The following is a 16,217-nucleotide window of genomic DNA, read 5'->3' on the forward strand; positions in this document are numbered from 1 at the left end:
ATAGAAATCCTGTTTCCGAGAATGTTGTTGTAAGTCATAGATTTGACTATGACTGCCTCCTATACTTCCTACGCCGTTTTGGGAAGCGTTCGTGGCTACCCTGTTAACACACTGTGGCTATTTCTGGCGGCGTAACAGCAAATAAATAAATGAATTAAGTGCATATGTATTTTGAGGGTCGGTGCACTGATGGCTTGTACGACAAGTTATGGACACGGATGAAACCAGGGAAATGGATACTCAAATTCAGACGTTTATATCAAGGTTTATCAACACATCATCAAGTCGCATTGCTTACCACGGAATTGAGGATACCGATATGTTGCGGATGCTCAAATCGGAGGCGGCACGTCTGCTGGAAAATGGTGGCCCCGAAAGCGAGGCGATAGCATTACGCGAATATATTTTAAGTTATCGCAGGGAAGCGCACGCGACACGCACATCCAACAAACGCAACTTGAACGCAGTCAATGTTAATCAGATTGAATTGAACCCGTTCCCCACCGCGTCTTCTCACTTAATCACCGAAATGATTTATACTGCCGTACAACGCTTTGCGACGGCAAAACAGAAGAAATGTTATTTTGCAGTGCGGGGCGGGATGGGGCAGGCACAGTATGGGCGCTCGCGTCGACCTCCCATTTCGCGGGCGAGAGTGACCAAACTCATGCAGGCGGCCACCGATTGGGGATTGGCTGGTGCATTAGTGATTGCGTGCGAGGAGAAAACTCCTGAAGCCACCTTAGCGATATTGTCGCCAGGCTTTGAGCTCTATCGACCGCTGTGCCAGAATGTCATTTCAAAATTTGAGATGATTTGTGCCTTTCCCAATAAATACAAAGTCGACATCGAACAAATCAAAACCGGGTTTATGATGTTATGGCAGCAATCCATTTCTCGTCTGCTTGATACCGCACGAGGTTCCGTCAAGTCACAGGAGCTGTTGCTGACGACACCCGTAGCAAGTTTAATTCTATTGATCGCCGGTCGTTGGAAAGGTTGGCTGACTTCACAGATAGTACGTGACTTGCAACGTGAATCTGAGAGTCTCTCGTCTCATTCAATGGTCGAACGAATCTTCGCTTTGATGCTCTCCTATGGCAATGCCGACGACAAGCTCATCAAATTTTTGGGATCGAGCAAAATGAAAGATGTCGAGATTGCATCCGTTAACTTGTTTGTGAATCGGAATCGTAAATGGACAGATAGCTTGCTGCGCGATGGAGATGTCAGCAAAGTGGTTGATAAAATGAACACGAATCCTCAGCAGGGAATTGCGGATTTGGCACCTGCTTCCATTGCAATCATGGGTGAGCCAGGGCGACAGCTCAGCCCAGGATTATCAATGATGGTGATGACTTGGATCGAGCGGGCACTCTTGTATTTCAAGCAGGATCAATGTCCGGAATCGGCTGCAATGATGTTGCGGGCCTGTGAATCACTCGAACGTTACAAATACAAATGGAGTAGGGACCAACCAGCTACCCAATTCGGAGAGTCATTACATGACGAAATCATGAAAGAACTTCAGATTCGAAAATGATTCATAAACTGACATTAAGCCAAGTGCGGGTGCACGAATTGGAAACTACGAAATCGCCAGATTAAGTTCTCTATTGCGCAACACAACTCCTTAAAAGTAGCTGAATTTTCAATAAACTCCACACTAAATTTTGGATTTGCTTCCTAATCGATTGCATAGCTGACCGCGGACTCCAGGTTTCAATGCCCAGAGGTTGCCTTCGTGTGGGTTATTGTTGAGATAATCCGGGCTCATTGTGAAGCGTGCTGAAGTGACAAACAGCGTTTCTAAATTGTCTCCGCCGAACGTGCAGCTTGTGGGCCAGGTGCAGGGCAAGTCGACGACCCGATCAATATTCCCATTGGGGGCATAGCGAACAAGACAGCCTCCGCCAGCGACACGGCAATTCCACAAGAATCCTTCTTCATCCAGACAGGAACCATCAGGGCTGCCTCTTTCAAAGGCGGGAGCAAACAGGTTCCGGTCGGAAAGTGTCTTTGTTTTGTCATCGTATCGAAACGCGTAGATCTTATTGGCCAGGGAGTCAGCAGTTAAAAATCGACCGTTGTCGGTCCACGCCATGGTGTTGGTGATGCCATAAATATTTTTGGTCAGCCTTTGTAACTCGTCATTGGGAGTGACTCGATAATAAGCACCAAGGCTCGCGGTGACCTCCTTGGGACTACCGTTTGAATGTAAATTGTTCTGCATGGTTCCTACCCAATATGAGCCATCCGGGGCAACCATGCATTCGTTGATCCGATTGTCGGGTTGGTCGGGTTCTACTTCCAAAAAAGCGCTGAAATGTTCGTCAAAATCCCACCAGCAAAGTTCTTTCGATAAACTGACAATGGCGCCTTTGTCTTCCCGTAGTCCTAGCGATGTGATGAAATCAGGAGTTGGCCAGACTTTGTGTTTACCTGTAGTCAATTGGAGCCTGTGAATACATTTACCGACGATGTCAATCCAGATGAGGTTTCCATTACGGTCATCCCAGATGATGCTTTCACCTACGACATCCTGTGAATCGAAAACAGATTTAACTGATATTTGGTTATCACTCTCTGAGGGAGTCATTTCAATGACAATCTAGTCGACACCAATCCAAGTATACGAGATACGTCCTGTAGATTTGTTAAAATAAATATCTTCGGTTTCGGTAGCAAATCGCTCTGAAAACTTGCGGTGAAAATGTTGTGTTTTTCCGATGTCAGGCATTCGTTTAATTTTATGTTTGATTATCTGATCAAGAACTTTTTGATCGGCCATGAATGACAAGGTGATCTTACCATAATCACCAAGAATCCATTGTGAAGATTTCAGGTTATGGACAATTGAAGGTGGAGGAAATCCGAGTTGTCTTTCGAATACTGCTGATGGGCGTGAACTAACAAAGAAAAAGGCAACAATACAACCGCAATAAACGACAAACGTTGTGTTGATCCATCTAGCTTTTCTTTGTTTACCAAATAGGATGAGTACGCAGGTAACAAGCGTAGCAATTCCGGCGAAGGTGATTACAAACAAAACGAGCAGAAATAGGACATTCAGAAACACCATATTGCAATACATCCCACTAGATGATAGATTTAAAAAATCATATCAAAGTGGCATATACTGTCAACATCGGCCCTTTAATAAGTCCTCTACCTAAAAATGATTGGTCGATCAACATGTCTAAGTGCGTGTATGGATCTGTATCAAAATTCTAGGGATTGACGAAATAAGGATCCACATTTTTTTTTCGTTTAAAAAAACTTGACTGGCTCACTCTAGTTGCAATACTGCAGGCAAGTTGGATCACAAATTGCGATTCATGAAATCTTCATCAAAAACACATGCGAACCTTGCCAATACATAGAGAGCCTCCCGCCAAGAAAGATTAATTTGAGCTCAATCCTGTGAAGTCAATAAACTCTTTCAGTTCCACTGGTGCATAACTTAATAGAAAAGAATCCAAACTTATAGGTAGGATTGTTTAGAAGTAATGAGCCAATAGAAATCGTCATAATTGTGAGTCCAAAGATCAGTTAGCTATTTGTGGACAGAATAAGTGACTGGTTGTTACAGTATTAATATATGTTGAAGTCAGGGAAGACTAAAATCGGTTCCTGATTTCTTTGTTGAATCATGTGTGCCAATCTCTGTGTGTGGTGAAAATGACAGAGTAGCAATATTTGAGGAAATAACATGTCAGATCCCCTCTCTCCCGAAGAACTAAACCTCATCAATGCATACTGGCGGGCAGCAAATTATTTGTCGATCGGCCAGATTTATCTTTTCAAAAATCCGCTGCTGAAAGAGCCGTTACACAAGGAACATGTGAAACCTCGTTTGCTCGGTCATTGGGGAACAACACCGGGGTTGAATTTTATCTATGCACATCTCAATCGTATTATCAAACAACATGAGCTTAATGTTATGTTTGTTACCGGACCCGGGCATGGCGGACCTGGACTTGTGGCGAATACCTACTTAGAGGGTACCTATACCGAACATTATCCCAACATTACACAAGATGAAGCCGGAATGAAGCGACTATTTAAACAGTTCAGTTTTCCCGGTGGTATTCCCAGCCATGTCGCTCCCGAGACACCGGGGAGTATTCATGAAGGGGGCGAATTAGGTTATGCCTTGTCGCACGCGTATGGCGCTGCATTCGATAATCCAGGCCTGATTGTTGCCTGTGTGATTGGTGACGGCGAAGCAGAAACAGGTCCGCTTGCTACCAGCTGGCACTCGAACAAATTTCTGAACCCTGAGCGCGACGGAGTCGTTTTGCCAATCCTGCATTTGAATGGATACAAAATCGCCAATCCGACCGTTCTGGCGCGTATCAGCCATGAGGAACTGGATCACCTTTTGCGTGGCTATGGCTACAATCCCTATTATGTCGAAGGCCGAGACCCTGAGAAAATGCACCAGCTCATGGCTGCGACCATGGATCATATTACTCAGGAGATTCGAGACATTGTTACCAAAGCTCGACAGGACCCAGGTTTTATACGTCCCCGCTGGCCGATGATTGTTCTCCGATCGCCTAAAGGCTGGACTTGTCCCAAGGAAGTCGATGGTTTGCCGGTCGAAGACAGCTGGCGTAGCCATCAGGTGCCCCTGGGGCAGATGCACGAGAATCCGGAACACTTGAAGTTGCTCGAACAGTGGATGCAGAGTTACAAGCCCGAAGAACTGTTTGACGAGCAGGGTTGTCTCAGAACAGAGATTGCCGATCTCGCGCCGAGTGGCGAATTGCGAATGGGAGCCAACCCACATGCGAATGGTGGGACTCTTTTAAAACGATTGAGGTTACCAGACTTCCGGGATTATGCCGTTGAGGTTCCTTATCCAGGAAGTGTGAAAGGGGAAGCAACACGCGTCCAAGGCAAGTTCATTCGCGATGTGATGCAGCTCAATCTTGAATCACGGAATTTTCGGATCTTCAGTCCAGACGAGAACGCTTCGAATCGCTGGGCCAACGTATTTGAAGTGGCGGGCCGTGGTTTTGTGGGCGAGATCTTACCGACTGATGACCACCTTTCACCTGAGGGCCGTGTGATGGAAATGCTTTCAGAACACCAGTGTCAGGGTTGGTTGGAAGGTTATCTATTAACGGGACGACATGGCTTTTTTAATTGCTATGAGGCATTTATTCATATTATCGACTCGATGTTCAATCAACACGCTAAATGGCTCAAGGTTTCGAAAGAAATTCCCTGGCGACGTCCTATCGCTTCGTTGAATTATCTCTTGTCATCACATGTCTGGCGGCAGGACCATAATGGATTCAGTCATCAAGATCCTGGATTTATTGACCATGTCGTTAACAAGAAAGCCGAGATCATTCGTGTCTATCTACCACCCGATGCGAATTGTCTGCTTTCGATTACTGACCATTGTCTGCGTAGCCGTGATTATGTAAACGTTGTCGTGGCCGGCAAACAACCTTCGCCTCAATGGCTGTCTATGGAACAAGCCATCAAGCACACTGCAGCAGGAATTAGCATTTGGGACTGGGCGAGCAGTGATCAGGGAAGTGAACCCGATGTCATTCTGGGATGTTGTGGTGATGTGCCGACGCTCGAAACACTGGCGGCCGTCGATATCATTCGGCAAGAGTTGCCTGAGTTGAAGGTCCGCGTGATCAATGTTGTCAACTTGATGAAACTCCAATCTCCCCGTGAACATCCCCACGCACTGTCGGATACCGATTTCGATAGCCTGTTCACAACGAATAAGCCAATTATTTTTGCGTTCCATGGCTATCCCTGGTTGATCCATCGCTTAACGTATCGCAGAACAAATCACAAAAATCTTCATGTCCGCGGTTACAAGGAAGAGGGAACGACAACGACACCGTTTGACATGGTTGTGCTGAATGATCTCGATCGCTTTCATCTTGTTCAAGATGTAATCGACCGTGTTTCCAACCTTGGGGCTAAAGCTGCCTACTTAAAACAAGCGATGCGCGACAAACTGATCGAACACAAGCAGTACATAAGAGAATATGGCGAAGATATGCCGGAAGTTCTCAATTGGACGTGGTCGGGAAGGGAAGAGTAAGGTTTTTTGATGTCGATTCTTGTTCTGAATTCCGGATCCAGTACGCTCAAATTTGCGCTATTCAACAAACTGGCTGAAGAAGAACTGGTTCGAGGTACGCTTGACTGGCAAAGTCAATCTGAGGGGGTCACGCTGGCTTACGAATCTCAGAAGATCAGTAAAACAGAGTCTCGTTTAGATATTTCCAATAATCGTGATGCCGTCGAATGGATTCTGCATGTGTTGGCCGAGATTAATTTGGGAAAGTCAATAAGAGCTGTCGGCCATCGCGTCGTTCACGGTGGTACTAAATTCTGTCAACCCACTCTGATTAAGGAGAAGGTTCTCCAGTCTTTAAAAGAAGTTTCCGAACTCGCGCCGCTGCACAACCCGCCTGCTTTAACCACTATTGAAGCAGCGCAAACAATTCTTCCCGAGGCGGTACATGTCGCTGTATTTGATACTGCGTTTTTTGCTGCTTTGCCGCGAAGTGCTTATCTCTACCCGGTCCCTTACGAATGGTATGAACAATTCGGTATTCGTCGATTTGGTTTTCACGGGATCAGTCACGAATACTGTTCGACTCGCGCTGCCGAACTGCTGGATCGTCAAAACGACGATTCACTTAAACTGGTGATCTGCCATCTCGGTAACGGCTGCTCTGCGACAGCCATGCTTGGTGGGAGTCCACTGGCTACAACAATGGGTTTCACACCGTTGGAAGGATTAATGATGGGAACCCGTAGTGGGTCGATTGATCCTGGCATCTTGATTCACCTGATGAAACAGCAGGGCTTCAATCCAGAACAGCTTGATCAAAGTTTGAATCATCAATCTGGTTTGCTGGGTGTCTCGGATGTTTCCTCTGACTTTCGCCAAATTGAACAAGCAGCTCAGGAAAAAAATGAACGCGCTCAACTCGCAATCAAGATGTTCGTAGAACGAATTCAATCCACCATTGGTTCGCTTTCGGTTTTACTGGGTGGCATTGATGCTTTAATCTTTACCGCCGGCATTGGCGAGCATTCTCCCCTGTTGCGCAGCAGTGTGTGTGACAAACTTCAGTTTCTGGGTCTTGAACTTGATGAAGCCAAAAATCAAACCGCTCATACTGATACCGATCTCGCAACGAAACAGTCAGCAGGCCGCATTCTACTCATTCAAACACGAGAAGAAAAAATGATCGCACGCGCAGCTCAACGATTTATCAGGGAACCAAATTGATGGCGTGTCGTTTTTTATGAGACGAACTTATGAACCACGAAAGACACAAAATTCACGAAAATTTATGAAAACCATTAGGGTAAAAAGAATAAGCAGTCTGCTCTAATCGAGTTCCGTGTAGTTTAATCCTGATTCACAAGTATTTCTTTAGAAGGGATGTTTCGTGCTTTCGTGCATTTCGTGGAAGAAAAACCCCTACGCTTTTTTATCGAAATATTAACCGTTTTCAATTTGACTATGACAGAATGCCTCGTTCAATTTTGTGACTTTTGAGTTGGTATAAATTTCAGTTTTGCTAACCAGTCCAGTGACTGTGCTTGCCAGGCATCCCACATTGGTCCTTTGTAACCGTTCAGACCATGACCGCCTGAAGGCAGTTCAAGATATTTTGAAGGCACTTTCTTCGTTTGTAACATTTGAAAGAGCATCTGACTATTCTTGGGTGGCACTGGTTTGTCGTCGAGTGCATGGGCTAAAAACATAGGGGGAGTCTGGGCAGTGACTTGCCTTTCATTGGAGAATAGTTCGATCAGTTGCGGCGAGGGATCTGACCCCAGTAGATTCTTGCGAGATCCTTTGTGAGTATGTTCTCCCATGGTGACGACAGGATAGACCAGGATCACAAAGTCAGGGCGACTGCTTTGACGATCAACAAGTTGTGCTGCCTGTGGATTTCCAGCGTCAAAATGAGTTCCTGCTGTCGAAGCCAGATGTCCGCCTGCGGAGAAGCCCATAATCCCCACGCGCGCAGGATCGATGCTCCAGCTTTTTGCATTTGCACGGACCATACGGATCGCTTGTTGCGCATCCAGGAGTGGTACAAAAGGTCGGCCGGCTGGTAGACGATATTCCAAAACGACTCCTGTGATACCTTGACGATTAAGCCATTTGGCGATGCCGTGACCTTCTGCACCCGTCACTAATCCACCATAACCACCGCCGGGGCAGATGATGATCGCAGCACCATTTCCATTCACTGGTTGATGCACGGTGATTTTTGCATCTGATTTTTCGAATTGATCATTTCCAATGGGAGCACGGTCTTTCCAAAGTGGAATGGCTTTGGGTTGATGGCTTGTCTTCGTTTCGGGTGTAGAACTTTCTGGCGGTATGAGCAACGTCGATATCACTTGAGCGTAGACACGATGGCCAAAATCGTTGGGGTGATTCACACCGTTCCCGGTCAAATCCCAGTCCTGTTTTCGTTTCAGAAATTCTGTCCAGATCGAAGTCATGTCAGCCAATGCAATTCCTGGTTGACAAATCTCAGCGAGCGCCTCTCGATACTGGGGAAAGAGTTCATGTTTCAGTCGAATCCAATCCTTATTACCGAGCATGGAAGCTACGAGAATGAACTCGGCCTGAGGGCGTTTTTCACGAATCTTTTCTATCACCGCTTTGGTATTGGCTTGATAATCTTTCGCAGATCGACCCGCAGAATCGTTCATGCCAAATGCAATGATGACTAAGTCGGGATCAGGCTCAACAACCTTATCGATGGCACTTAATACCCAACGTGTGTCTTTGCCACTGACAGAAGGATTTGTAACTCGGACCTTGGTTTGGTATTGCTCGCTCAGGTTCTTTTCTAACAGGCCAGGGTACGAAGGCTGAAACGGTGCCTCACCAGCCCAGCCCGAAGCATTACAACCGGCAGAAATACTGTCCCCAATTACGACGATGGAAACGGGCTGACGATTGCGTAGCTTTTGAATCGTGCGCGGGAGTGCGTTCTCATTAAAATGGGGCACAATCCCTTTCCAATCGATGGGATCGTGTGTGTATGTAATACACGTCTGCATGTTGTGATATTCAAGCTTCCCGCCAAAAAAGATTTCCCCGTTGCCATCGCGATGAGTCAATTTGTATTTCTGCGTTCCGGCAGGCCGACGCAGGTCGTCTGGTGTCTGTGAGTTAATTCTCGAATTCTTGGGAAGTCTGATTTCTCGTTGTCCTGGATTCCAACGATAGTCTCTGCCCTCTTCGTATGTGATGTCTCCCGTCGAATTACTGATTTTAAGAACTTTCTTCATGGGAAACAGAACAGATGCGTTTGCTTCACCTGTTTTTGGATCTCGGATAAACAGCAACGATTCGCCTTCAATCGTGTCTCCCTGCCAAAATGGCTTCAGAAGCTTTGCTTCATATTTCCACTCAGGTTTTGGATCAGCAGCCGAGAGCGTTACTGCACTGGATAGAATGAAAAATCCAGTACTCAAAACGTTTATGATGAATTTCTTCACAATCTCATTCGTTGAGTTGCCTTGAATCAAAGATCGCTTACTGATCAGAGGATGTCGTTTCACAAGTCTCTCCGTGAAAATAAGTGGAATAGTCCTGTTTCTTTATATCGATTGTTTGTGATTCAGCTCTAGTTTCTCACGACGTGTTGTGCGTCCTTCAACTGGATGGCCTACTTCAATCACCACTGAACCATCATTGCCTTCCGCATCTGCGTAATCTGGTACATTGGGCGGGTAGATCGCTTCGACAGATTTGACGGTGGCACTCTTTCCGTTCACGCGAAGATTGCCAAACCTGACTGTGAGTTTGGGGATTTCGACAACAGGTTTGCGTTGACCATAGACTTCAACAAAGCTTGCAATTTTTGGTGAAAGCATCAGGTCGTGACCTTGGAATCGTAGTGCACCAATAAAAATATTCTCATCTTTCTCGTGAGAATAAACAAATGCGCCAACCCATGTATAAGGCTTATTGTTGATGATCTCCTTGTCCATGCGAACGATTTTGTAGGTAAAGGTTCCCTTGGTCCATTTGAAGGGACGGCGGATGCTCACAAAATCACCCTCGTGACCGGAGCTTTGGTAGTACCCACCAAGTGAGGGACGAATTGCGTCAATACTTCGCTCCCCCCACATGGACATCAGAAAGCCAGGTCCAATCTTGCGAAGTTGCTGATTGTGTTTCGTATAGCCGTCAGACTGTGTCTGAATTCCACCGTAAAAGGGGGTCTTGTTGAGATGACCGAGACCAATCGGAGCGATGTAGAGATTCTTCGTTGGGGAAATATTATCGCTGATCGAAACATCGATACTGTAACTTTCGAACGGAACGTTGGTGCCAATATCCCACCACAGATCAACAAGATGCCAGGGCATCCGGGCGTACTGCTTTTCCTGAGCCACAACGGGTGAAGCGATCAGGCATACACTCATCATGAAAAGACTAAAACGAATCGTTCTGTTTCGAGACATTATATCAACCTTGTTACTTGAGTTTTCAATTGGTTGGAGTGTGAGTGAACAAGATTTAATCTTGCTTGTTATAAATTATGCTACATTGAAAGGTGGCTTGAGAACAACGAAGATTGATGAGTTTTAGGGAGTTCATTTCGAAATGTCGAGGTGATCTGGAACAGGATGATCTATTTCATATTTTCATTTTCCTGATTATAGATGACGGGCATTTGTCCCTTCCATTTATTCCATATTTCGTTATCTGTCACCAGTTCAGCCATAAAATGCCCGACGTTAATTCTGCTGGTTTTGCCGGCATTGAAGATAGCGCTTCTCGTTGGTGATGGGTGAAGCTCGTATTCGGTTACTGTATCTTCATTCGTTAAATTGTCTGGTCGGACTGCAGTCCATTCAATAGCCTCACAGTTCTGGCCGATCTTTGTACGTAAATAGTCTGCGGCCTTTTCGTTATCGACATGAGGAGGCAGGAGTAGACGTAAAAGCCACAGCACACAATGTTGCGCAAATGAAACAGATTCACCGAGATCTCGGTTAATGTTTCCCGTTGTATTCATGAGTACAAATTTGACCGGTTTTTCGGGGTGTGTCGCTTGAATGGCTTCGCACAAACGGCGTGTCGCTTCTGTCACCAACAAACGGGGGTGACCATAAATCCCCTTGAATGTCAAATTATGACCCAGACAGGAAACAACGGCACGACAGTCTTTAACATGTTCTACGATTTCAGCGTCTGTCAGTTCGAGAATACTTGCCTGTACTTCTGAAAAATCATCGTGATCCTTGACAACATCATTGAGTAGATTTGTCGTTCGTACGAGGGCTTTCACGTTCTCTCCTCGTTGAAGTAACTGTTCAACAAGAAGTCGTCCGGTCGCACCCGTGGCGCCAACAATAAGGGTCGTCATTTGATTTCTGCCTTAGGATGAAATAAAGAGATAAAACAAGTCAAAGTCTGATGTTCAAGAGGTCAAAGCGAGACTGACTGAATCTACAACGACATACCCTTCGGGTAGATATGCTTGCCAGACGCGGTAATCACGTCCTGGGCGAAGTATATCAGGGTCACCGCCTGGGTCCCCCATAGGACGCACATCAAGCGGGAATAAAACGAGAAACAGATTCACGTTTACGTTCGCGAGTACATCTTCTAATGGTAATTCGCCATACATGTCCGCCCGATCTGGCCGCGTACCGAGACTTGTCCATTGCGAAGCATCAGGAATCAGTTTAAGTGAATGTTCAGTCCATGTTTTTTGCACTTTGATGGGCTGGCCTGTGAGCATCCAACCAGAGCAGATTCCCTTTTGTTGACTCTGTATGAGTACGACAACTTGTGAGCCACGCGACAGTAATTCCCCGCAAATTCGAATTCTGAATTCAGCGTTTGTGAAATCAGTGGAGCAGTTCTGTTCAATGAAACGATTGGAGCCTCCACTTTCTTTTAATGCCTCGTTAAGTGGACCTCGTGTCATGATACCACATAAAAGTGATAGATAGCCGGCCCCATGAGGCGGCGCGTGATTATAGTCAATCCACCACGGTCCATATGAAGTGATGCTTCGATCTTTGTACTCAAGCGCTTTCGGTCCCACAAAGTTATCATGAAAGCCATGCCAACCCCCGGGACCATTATGAAAGTTTTCAGTATAATTCTTTTTCATATTGGAGCCTGACTTCACGGCTGTCTTGCCAACCTTTTGAGGGAAGTTGGAATTTGGTCTAATGCAGCTTCCAGATCAGAGAATAAACGAGTCAATTGAGTTACCAGATCTAAACAAAAAAGCTTGAGAACGTCAGAATATGCAAAGTAAGGAGTCGGAATTTACACGTCAATAGTGAAGTCAACAGCTTCATTCTTTTTCGAACATTAAGTGGCTTTCATAGTGATCTGTAATTCGGTTCTTGTAGGAACTCGGATAGTAAGGATCCCTTAAATACTTCGTAACATTTATTGCTCGACATTGCGATTGATTTTTGAAAGAATGGAATAGAATAAAGGATTTACATCTATTTTCTTTTAAACAAAAGGACATGTCCATGTCAGCCAACAAATGGTTGTTTCGATTCTTAGTCTCCTGTATCTCACTTTTGATGCTCAATACTGTTAAGGCTGCGCCACCAAATATCATTTTTGTGCTCAGCGATGATGTGGCGCAGGGCGATTTGGGCTGTTATGGACAAAAACTAATTGCGACTCCGAATTTGGATCGAATGGCAGAGCAGGGAACACGCTATCTGAGTGCGTATTGCGGCACCACTGTCTGTGCCCCCAGTCGCAGTTCGTTGATTACCGGGTTGCACAGTGGTCACTGTCCGATTCGTGGCAATTTCGAAGTCCCCCCAGAAGGTCAACTACCACTTCCCGCGGAAACAACAACGATTGCTGAAGTACTCAAGTCAGCCGGTTATCAAACCGCTTGCGTTGGCAAATGGGGCATGGGTTTTTTCGATACGACCGGCGATCCGTTAAAACAAGGTTTTGATCACTTCTTTGGTTACAATTGCCAACGCGAAGCGCACTCGTATTTTCCCCGCTATCTATACAATGACCATGAAAAAATACTCCTTGCAGGTAACGATGGTAAGAGTATCGGTAAGACGTATTCACAAGAGCTCATCCAAGAAGATGCGATCAATTGGATACGCAAGCATCGTTCCCAGCCGTTTTTTCTGTTTTATGCGTTGACGTTGCCACATGGTCGGCATGAGATTAATGATTTAGGGCAATATGTTAACAAACCCTGGTCCAACTCTCAAAAAGCATATGCCGCTCAGGTCACTCGCATGGATAGCGACATGGGCGAACTGATGTCAACGTTGAAAGAGTTAGGCATTGCAGAAAACACACTGGTTTTGTTTAGTGGTGACAACGGCTCCTCCTTCAGCACTGAAAGTAAAATGGGATCTCTATTCAATCAAGCCAGTAATGGATTGCGAGGCTTCAAGCGGGGGCTTTATGAAGGGGCTCTGCGTCAGGCAGCCATAGCATGGTGGCCTGGTACCGTTCCTGCAGGCCGTGTATCTGATCAGCCATGGGCATTTTGGGATATATTGCCTACAGCAGCTGAGCTAGCCAAAATCGAGTTGAAAGAAAATGAACCAACCGACGGAAAATCTCTGGTTGCCTTCTTGAAAGGGGGCGAGGCACCTAAGCGGGATTATTTCTATTGGGAATTGCATGAGCAAAGACCAATTCAGGCCTGTCGGTTTGGAAAGTGGAAAGCAGTCAAAAACGGACCAAATGCGAAAGTAGAACTTTACGACCTGAAAAGTGACCCAGGGGAATCAACAGATCTTTCAGCCAAGTATCCAGAAAAAGTTCAACAAGCAGTTCAGATTATGAAACAGGCACATACTCCAGACAAGAACTGGCCACTGACGGGAATCCCTGACTTTCGAAAACGCAACAGCAAAGCCGCCTGGAAAGCAACCCGTGATCGTTTGAAGAAAGCCAGTGACTGATTAAATATGGTTTTTAAAGTTTCTATTTACCTTAAGAGAAAAAAGTATCATCGAAGGCAAGACTGTTAGCTCATTATGGCCGAAGGTATCACCCATAGAAGGAAAGACAAAACGGCTTTGTTACACCTGAATAGTCAAATCATTAAGAAAATGTAATTCTGTATTAATAAAAGTGTCAGTGATGCGAATAATAAAGTATAACAAAAGTCTATTGTGAATCTCTCCTCTTCTGATGAAGCAGCCAGGGAACATGTCATGTCAGATGATTTAGTCACAGTCGCCACGCTGAATACTCCGACAGAAGCGATCTTGGTTCGCAACTTGCTTGATGCCGAAGGAATTCCTGTGTTTCTATCGGATACGGAAGCGGTAGGCATGGCCTGGTACCTTGGCTATGCGCTTGGTGGAGTCAAGGTGCAGGTGGCTGAGTCTGATGTGGAACGTGCGTTTGAAGTTCTCGATGATCACGAGCCAGTGACGATTACCGAAGAAGATTGGAAAATTGTAGAGAGCTTCGAAGAAGAAAGCGAAGATGAGAAAGACGAATGGGAGGATGATGAAGAGGAGCACAACCTTGATGTGCTTGAAGTAGAATCCACTTCAGAGATAGATGCAATAGTAAATCGTGCTTATAAGTCGGCTTTCTTTGGAGTGATCTTTTTTCCATTGCAATTCTATTCACTGGCTCTGCTGACAAAGATTCTACTGGGCTCCTATGACCTGAACTCTGAGCAGCAAAAGAAAATGACCATCGGCTATATATTATGTTCTGTGATGCTTACATTTCTGTTTCTCGTATTCTTTGAATCAAGTCCTTAGCTGTTGAATCGATTCAAATGGTGAATGGGAAAAAGCCTGGGCAAAGATGATCTATATTCATTTGCTGTGAGACTTTGCTTATGAAAACGGGCATTAATATGCAGATAAAGTACCTGGAAACCGATTCGTAAACATTTTTTCTGTTTGTAAATGCCCCTAACGACCGTTTACACTCTTGAGTACACACCTGCTATTTTTGACGAACCCTTTTGATGTGACAGCTACTGTGACAGGTATTAGTTGATGTTTATCACAAAACTGGAATCACTGCGCGGTATCGCCGCCCTGATGGTTGCTGTTAGCCATTGTTTGATCGTGTTTTCAGTCGATCAAAACGAGATGATCTGGGCTACCAGCCTCCAGGATGCAAAGGGCACACAGGCATTTCTCACAAGGCTGTTATTAGTACCATTCAACGGCGGGGCGGCTGTGACCATCTTTTTTGTTTTGAGTGGTTATGTTTTAGGTTTGTCTCTTGATCGTAAATCCAAGAACATCAGATCATATTTTGCGTTTTACATCAAACGGATCTTCCGTATCTATCCAGCATATATCGTCTGCCTCACATTTATCATTCTTTCGATCGCTTTGTTTCATACATACACAAAGTATCCCAATACTTCAGTCTGGTTTCAGGCGTGGTATCAAACTGATATTACATTTGAAAATGCGATGGCAAATTACGCATTACTGGAAACCAATCTCAATCAGGTCGCATGGACTTTAAAAGTCGAACTAATCATATCCCTGCTTTTTCCTTTTGCGTATTTGGTTAATCGTAATGTGGGGACGAAGTTGAATGTGATATTCCTCTTCCTGTTAGTGATAGTCAGCTTTCTGGCTGGAATTATGCCCTTTGGAAATTTGTATTTTTTATATGGGTTTGTGTTCTATATCGGATTGCTCTTGCCACCACTCATTGAAAAACTGAATTTATATGTGGGGCAGGGTGCCTGGAGCACCATATTTATTGTGAGTATTGCGTGCTTGTTATGTTCCCGATCGTTATTTTCCAGCAGCAATCTGTTTTGTGCCGTACTGATCGAGGCGATCTTTGCTGCGTTGATTGTTGCCATTCTTGCTGATGAAAAAACAAACCTCTTTCTGAGCCGTATTTTAGACTTCGAGATCGTCAGAAAGCTCGGGCGATATTCCTATTCTTTTTATATCTATCACTTCATCATTTTGTATTGGCTCGCCTACAGTCTACTCTTATTTGTGAGTCCGGAGATTACATCCAGCTATCCGCTTTTACTGGGAGTCATTTTGGCAATCATTTCCGTTACCATCAGCTATTACGTTGCCATGCTTTCCTACTTTGGAGTAGAACGACCCATGATCAAATATGGTGCTGTCACAGCAGAAAAAATAGCAGGCTTTGCAAAGAAATCGCATGAGCAGGTAGGGCTAATTCAGAAGTAAGGTCGTCCATC

12 protein-coding genes are annotated in these 16,217 nt (G+C 45.2%); 6 read left to right on the forward strand and 6 right to left on the reverse strand.

All coding sequences use genetic code 11. The annotated features are described in order from the left end of the window. Nucleotides 1–232: 232 nt before the first annotated feature. Nucleotides 233–1,543, forward strand: coding sequence for a hypothetical protein (locus tag V144x_RS10995; protein WP_144985210.1), 1,311 nt, complete (start codon nucleotides 233–235; stop codon nucleotides 1,541–1,543). Between the two features lie 123 nt (nucleotides 1,544–1,666). On the opposite strand, the gene V144x_RS11000 is transcribed toward V144x_RS10995, so the two are convergent. Next, nucleotides 1,667–2,599, reverse strand: a complete 933-nt coding sequence (locus tag V144x_RS11000) for an SMP-30/gluconolactonase/LRE family protein (protein ID WP_144985211.1) — start codon at nucleotides 2,597–2,599, stop codon at nucleotides 1,667–1,669. 12 nt (nucleotides 2,600–2,611) lie between these two features. Next, nucleotides 2,612–3,082, reverse strand: a complete 471-nt coding sequence (locus tag V144x_RS11005; RefSeq protein ID WP_144985212.1) for a hypothetical protein — start codon at nucleotides 3,080–3,082, stop codon at nucleotides 2,612–2,614. 630 nt (nucleotides 3,083–3,712) lie between these two features. Here V144x_RS11005 and V144x_RS11010 point away from each other — a divergent pair. Both V144x_RS11010 and V144x_RS11015 read left to right on the forward strand, forming a co-directional pair. Further along, nucleotides 3,713–6,082, forward strand: coding sequence for a phosphoketolase family protein (locus V144x_RS11010; protein WP_144985213.1), 2,370 nt, complete (start codon nucleotides 3,713–3,715; stop codon nucleotides 6,080–6,082). Nucleotides 6,083–6,091: 9 nt separating this feature from the next. After that, nucleotides 6,092–7,285, forward strand: a complete 1,194-nt coding sequence (locus tag V144x_RS11015; protein ID WP_144985214.1) for an acetate/propionate family kinase — start codon at nucleotides 6,092–6,094, stop codon at nucleotides 7,283–7,285. A gap of 254 nt (nucleotides 7,286–7,539) precedes the next feature. Here the strand turns inward: V144x_RS11015 and V144x_RS28705 are convergent, their stop codons facing one another. From V144x_RS28705 to V144x_RS11035, 4 genes are all read right to left on the reverse strand, one after another. Then, nucleotides 7,540–9,591 carry a GDSL-type esterase/lipase family protein gene (locus tag V144x_RS28705; RefSeq protein WP_232102789.1) on the reverse strand — a complete coding sequence of 684 codons (2,052 nt, stop codon included), beginning with the start codon at nucleotides 9,589–9,591 and terminating at the stop codon, nucleotides 7,540–7,542. Nucleotides 9,592–9,630: 39 nt separating this feature from the next. Beyond that, entirely contained in the window at nucleotides 9,631–10,500 is an 870-nt protein-coding gene (locus V144x_RS11025; RefSeq protein WP_144985215.1) for a DUF3472 domain-containing protein, read from the reverse strand. Nucleotides 10,501–10,670: 170 nt separating this feature from the next. Next, nucleotides 10,671–11,408, reverse strand: coding sequence for an NAD(P)-dependent oxidoreductase (locus V144x_RS11030; RefSeq protein ID WP_144985216.1), 738 nt, complete (start codon nucleotides 11,406–11,408; stop codon nucleotides 10,671–10,673). Between the two features lie 54 nt (nucleotides 11,409–11,462). Further along, nucleotides 11,463–12,164, reverse strand: a complete 702-nt coding sequence (locus tag V144x_RS11035; protein ID WP_144985217.1) for a hypothetical protein — start codon at nucleotides 12,162–12,164, stop codon at nucleotides 11,463–11,465. Between the two features lie 376 nt (nucleotides 12,165–12,540). On the opposite strand from V144x_RS11035, the gene V144x_RS11040 reads away from it, so the two are divergent. The 3 genes from V144x_RS11040 to V144x_RS11050 all read left to right on the forward strand — a co-directional run bounded on the left by V144x_RS11040 (nucleotide 12,541) and on the right by V144x_RS11050 (nucleotide 16,206). Beyond that, on the forward strand, nucleotides 12,541–13,965 hold the full coding sequence (locus V144x_RS11040) for an arylsulfatase (protein WP_232102790.1): 1,425 nt from the start codon (nucleotides 12,541–12,543) through the stop codon (nucleotides 13,963–13,965). Nucleotides 13,966–14,220: 255 nt separating this feature from the next. Beyond that, nucleotides 14,221–14,784, forward strand: coding sequence for a putative signal transducing protein (locus V144x_RS11045; RefSeq protein ID WP_144985219.1), 564 nt, complete (start codon nucleotides 14,221–14,223; stop codon nucleotides 14,782–14,784). Nucleotides 14,785–15,027: 243 nt separating this feature from the next. Then, nucleotides 15,028–16,206, forward strand: a complete 1,179-nt coding sequence (locus tag V144x_RS11050) for an acyltransferase family protein (RefSeq protein ID WP_144985220.1) — start codon at nucleotides 15,028–15,030, stop codon at nucleotides 16,204–16,206. Nucleotides 16,207–16,217: the final 11 nt, after the last annotated feature.

The organism is Gimesia aquarii, from assembly GCF_007748195.1.
GTDB lineage: Bacteria > Planctomycetota > Planctomycetia > Planctomycetales > Planctomycetaceae > Gimesia > Gimesia aquarii.

Excerpts from the sequence above, each read along its gene's own strand:
- V144x_RS10995 (WP_144985210.1), top strand. The coding sequence starts at position 233 with ATGGATACTCAAATTCAGACGTTTATATCAAGGTTTATCAACACATCA.
- V144x_RS11000 (WP_144985211.1), bottom strand. The coding sequence starts at position 2,599 with ATGACTCCCTCAGAGAGTGATAACCAAATATCAGTTAAATCTGTTTTC.
- V144x_RS11005 (WP_144985212.1), bottom strand. The coding sequence starts at position 3,082 with ATGGTGTTTCTGAATGTCCTATTTCTGCTCGTTTTGTTTGTAATCACC.
- V144x_RS11010 (WP_144985213.1), top strand. The coding sequence starts at position 3,713 with ATGTCAGATCCCCTCTCTCCCGAAGAACTAAACCTCATCAATGCATAC.
- V144x_RS11015 (WP_144985214.1), top strand. The coding sequence starts at position 6,092 with ATGTCGATTCTTGTTCTGAATTCCGGATCCAGTACGCTCAAATTTGCG.
- V144x_RS11025 (WP_144985215.1), bottom strand. The coding sequence starts at position 10,500 with ATGTCTCGAAACAGAACGATTCGTTTTAGTCTTTTCATGATGAGTGTA.
- V144x_RS11030 (WP_144985216.1), bottom strand. The coding sequence starts at position 11,408 with ATGACGACCCTTATTGTTGGCGCCACGGGTGCGACCGGACGACTTCTT.
- V144x_RS11035 (WP_144985217.1), bottom strand. The coding sequence starts at position 12,164 with ATGAAAAAGAATTATACTGAAAACTTTCATAATGGTCCCGGGGGTTGG.
- V144x_RS11040 (WP_232102790.1), top strand. The coding sequence starts at position 12,541 with ATGTCAGCCAACAAATGGTTGTTTCGATTCTTAGTCTCCTGTATCTCA.
- V144x_RS11045 (WP_144985219.1), top strand. The coding sequence starts at position 14,221 with ATGTCAGATGATTTAGTCACAGTCGCCACGCTGAATACTCCGACAGAA.
- V144x_RS11050 (WP_144985220.1), top strand. The coding sequence starts at position 15,028 with ATGTTTATCACAAAACTGGAATCACTGCGCGGTATCGCCGCCCTGATG.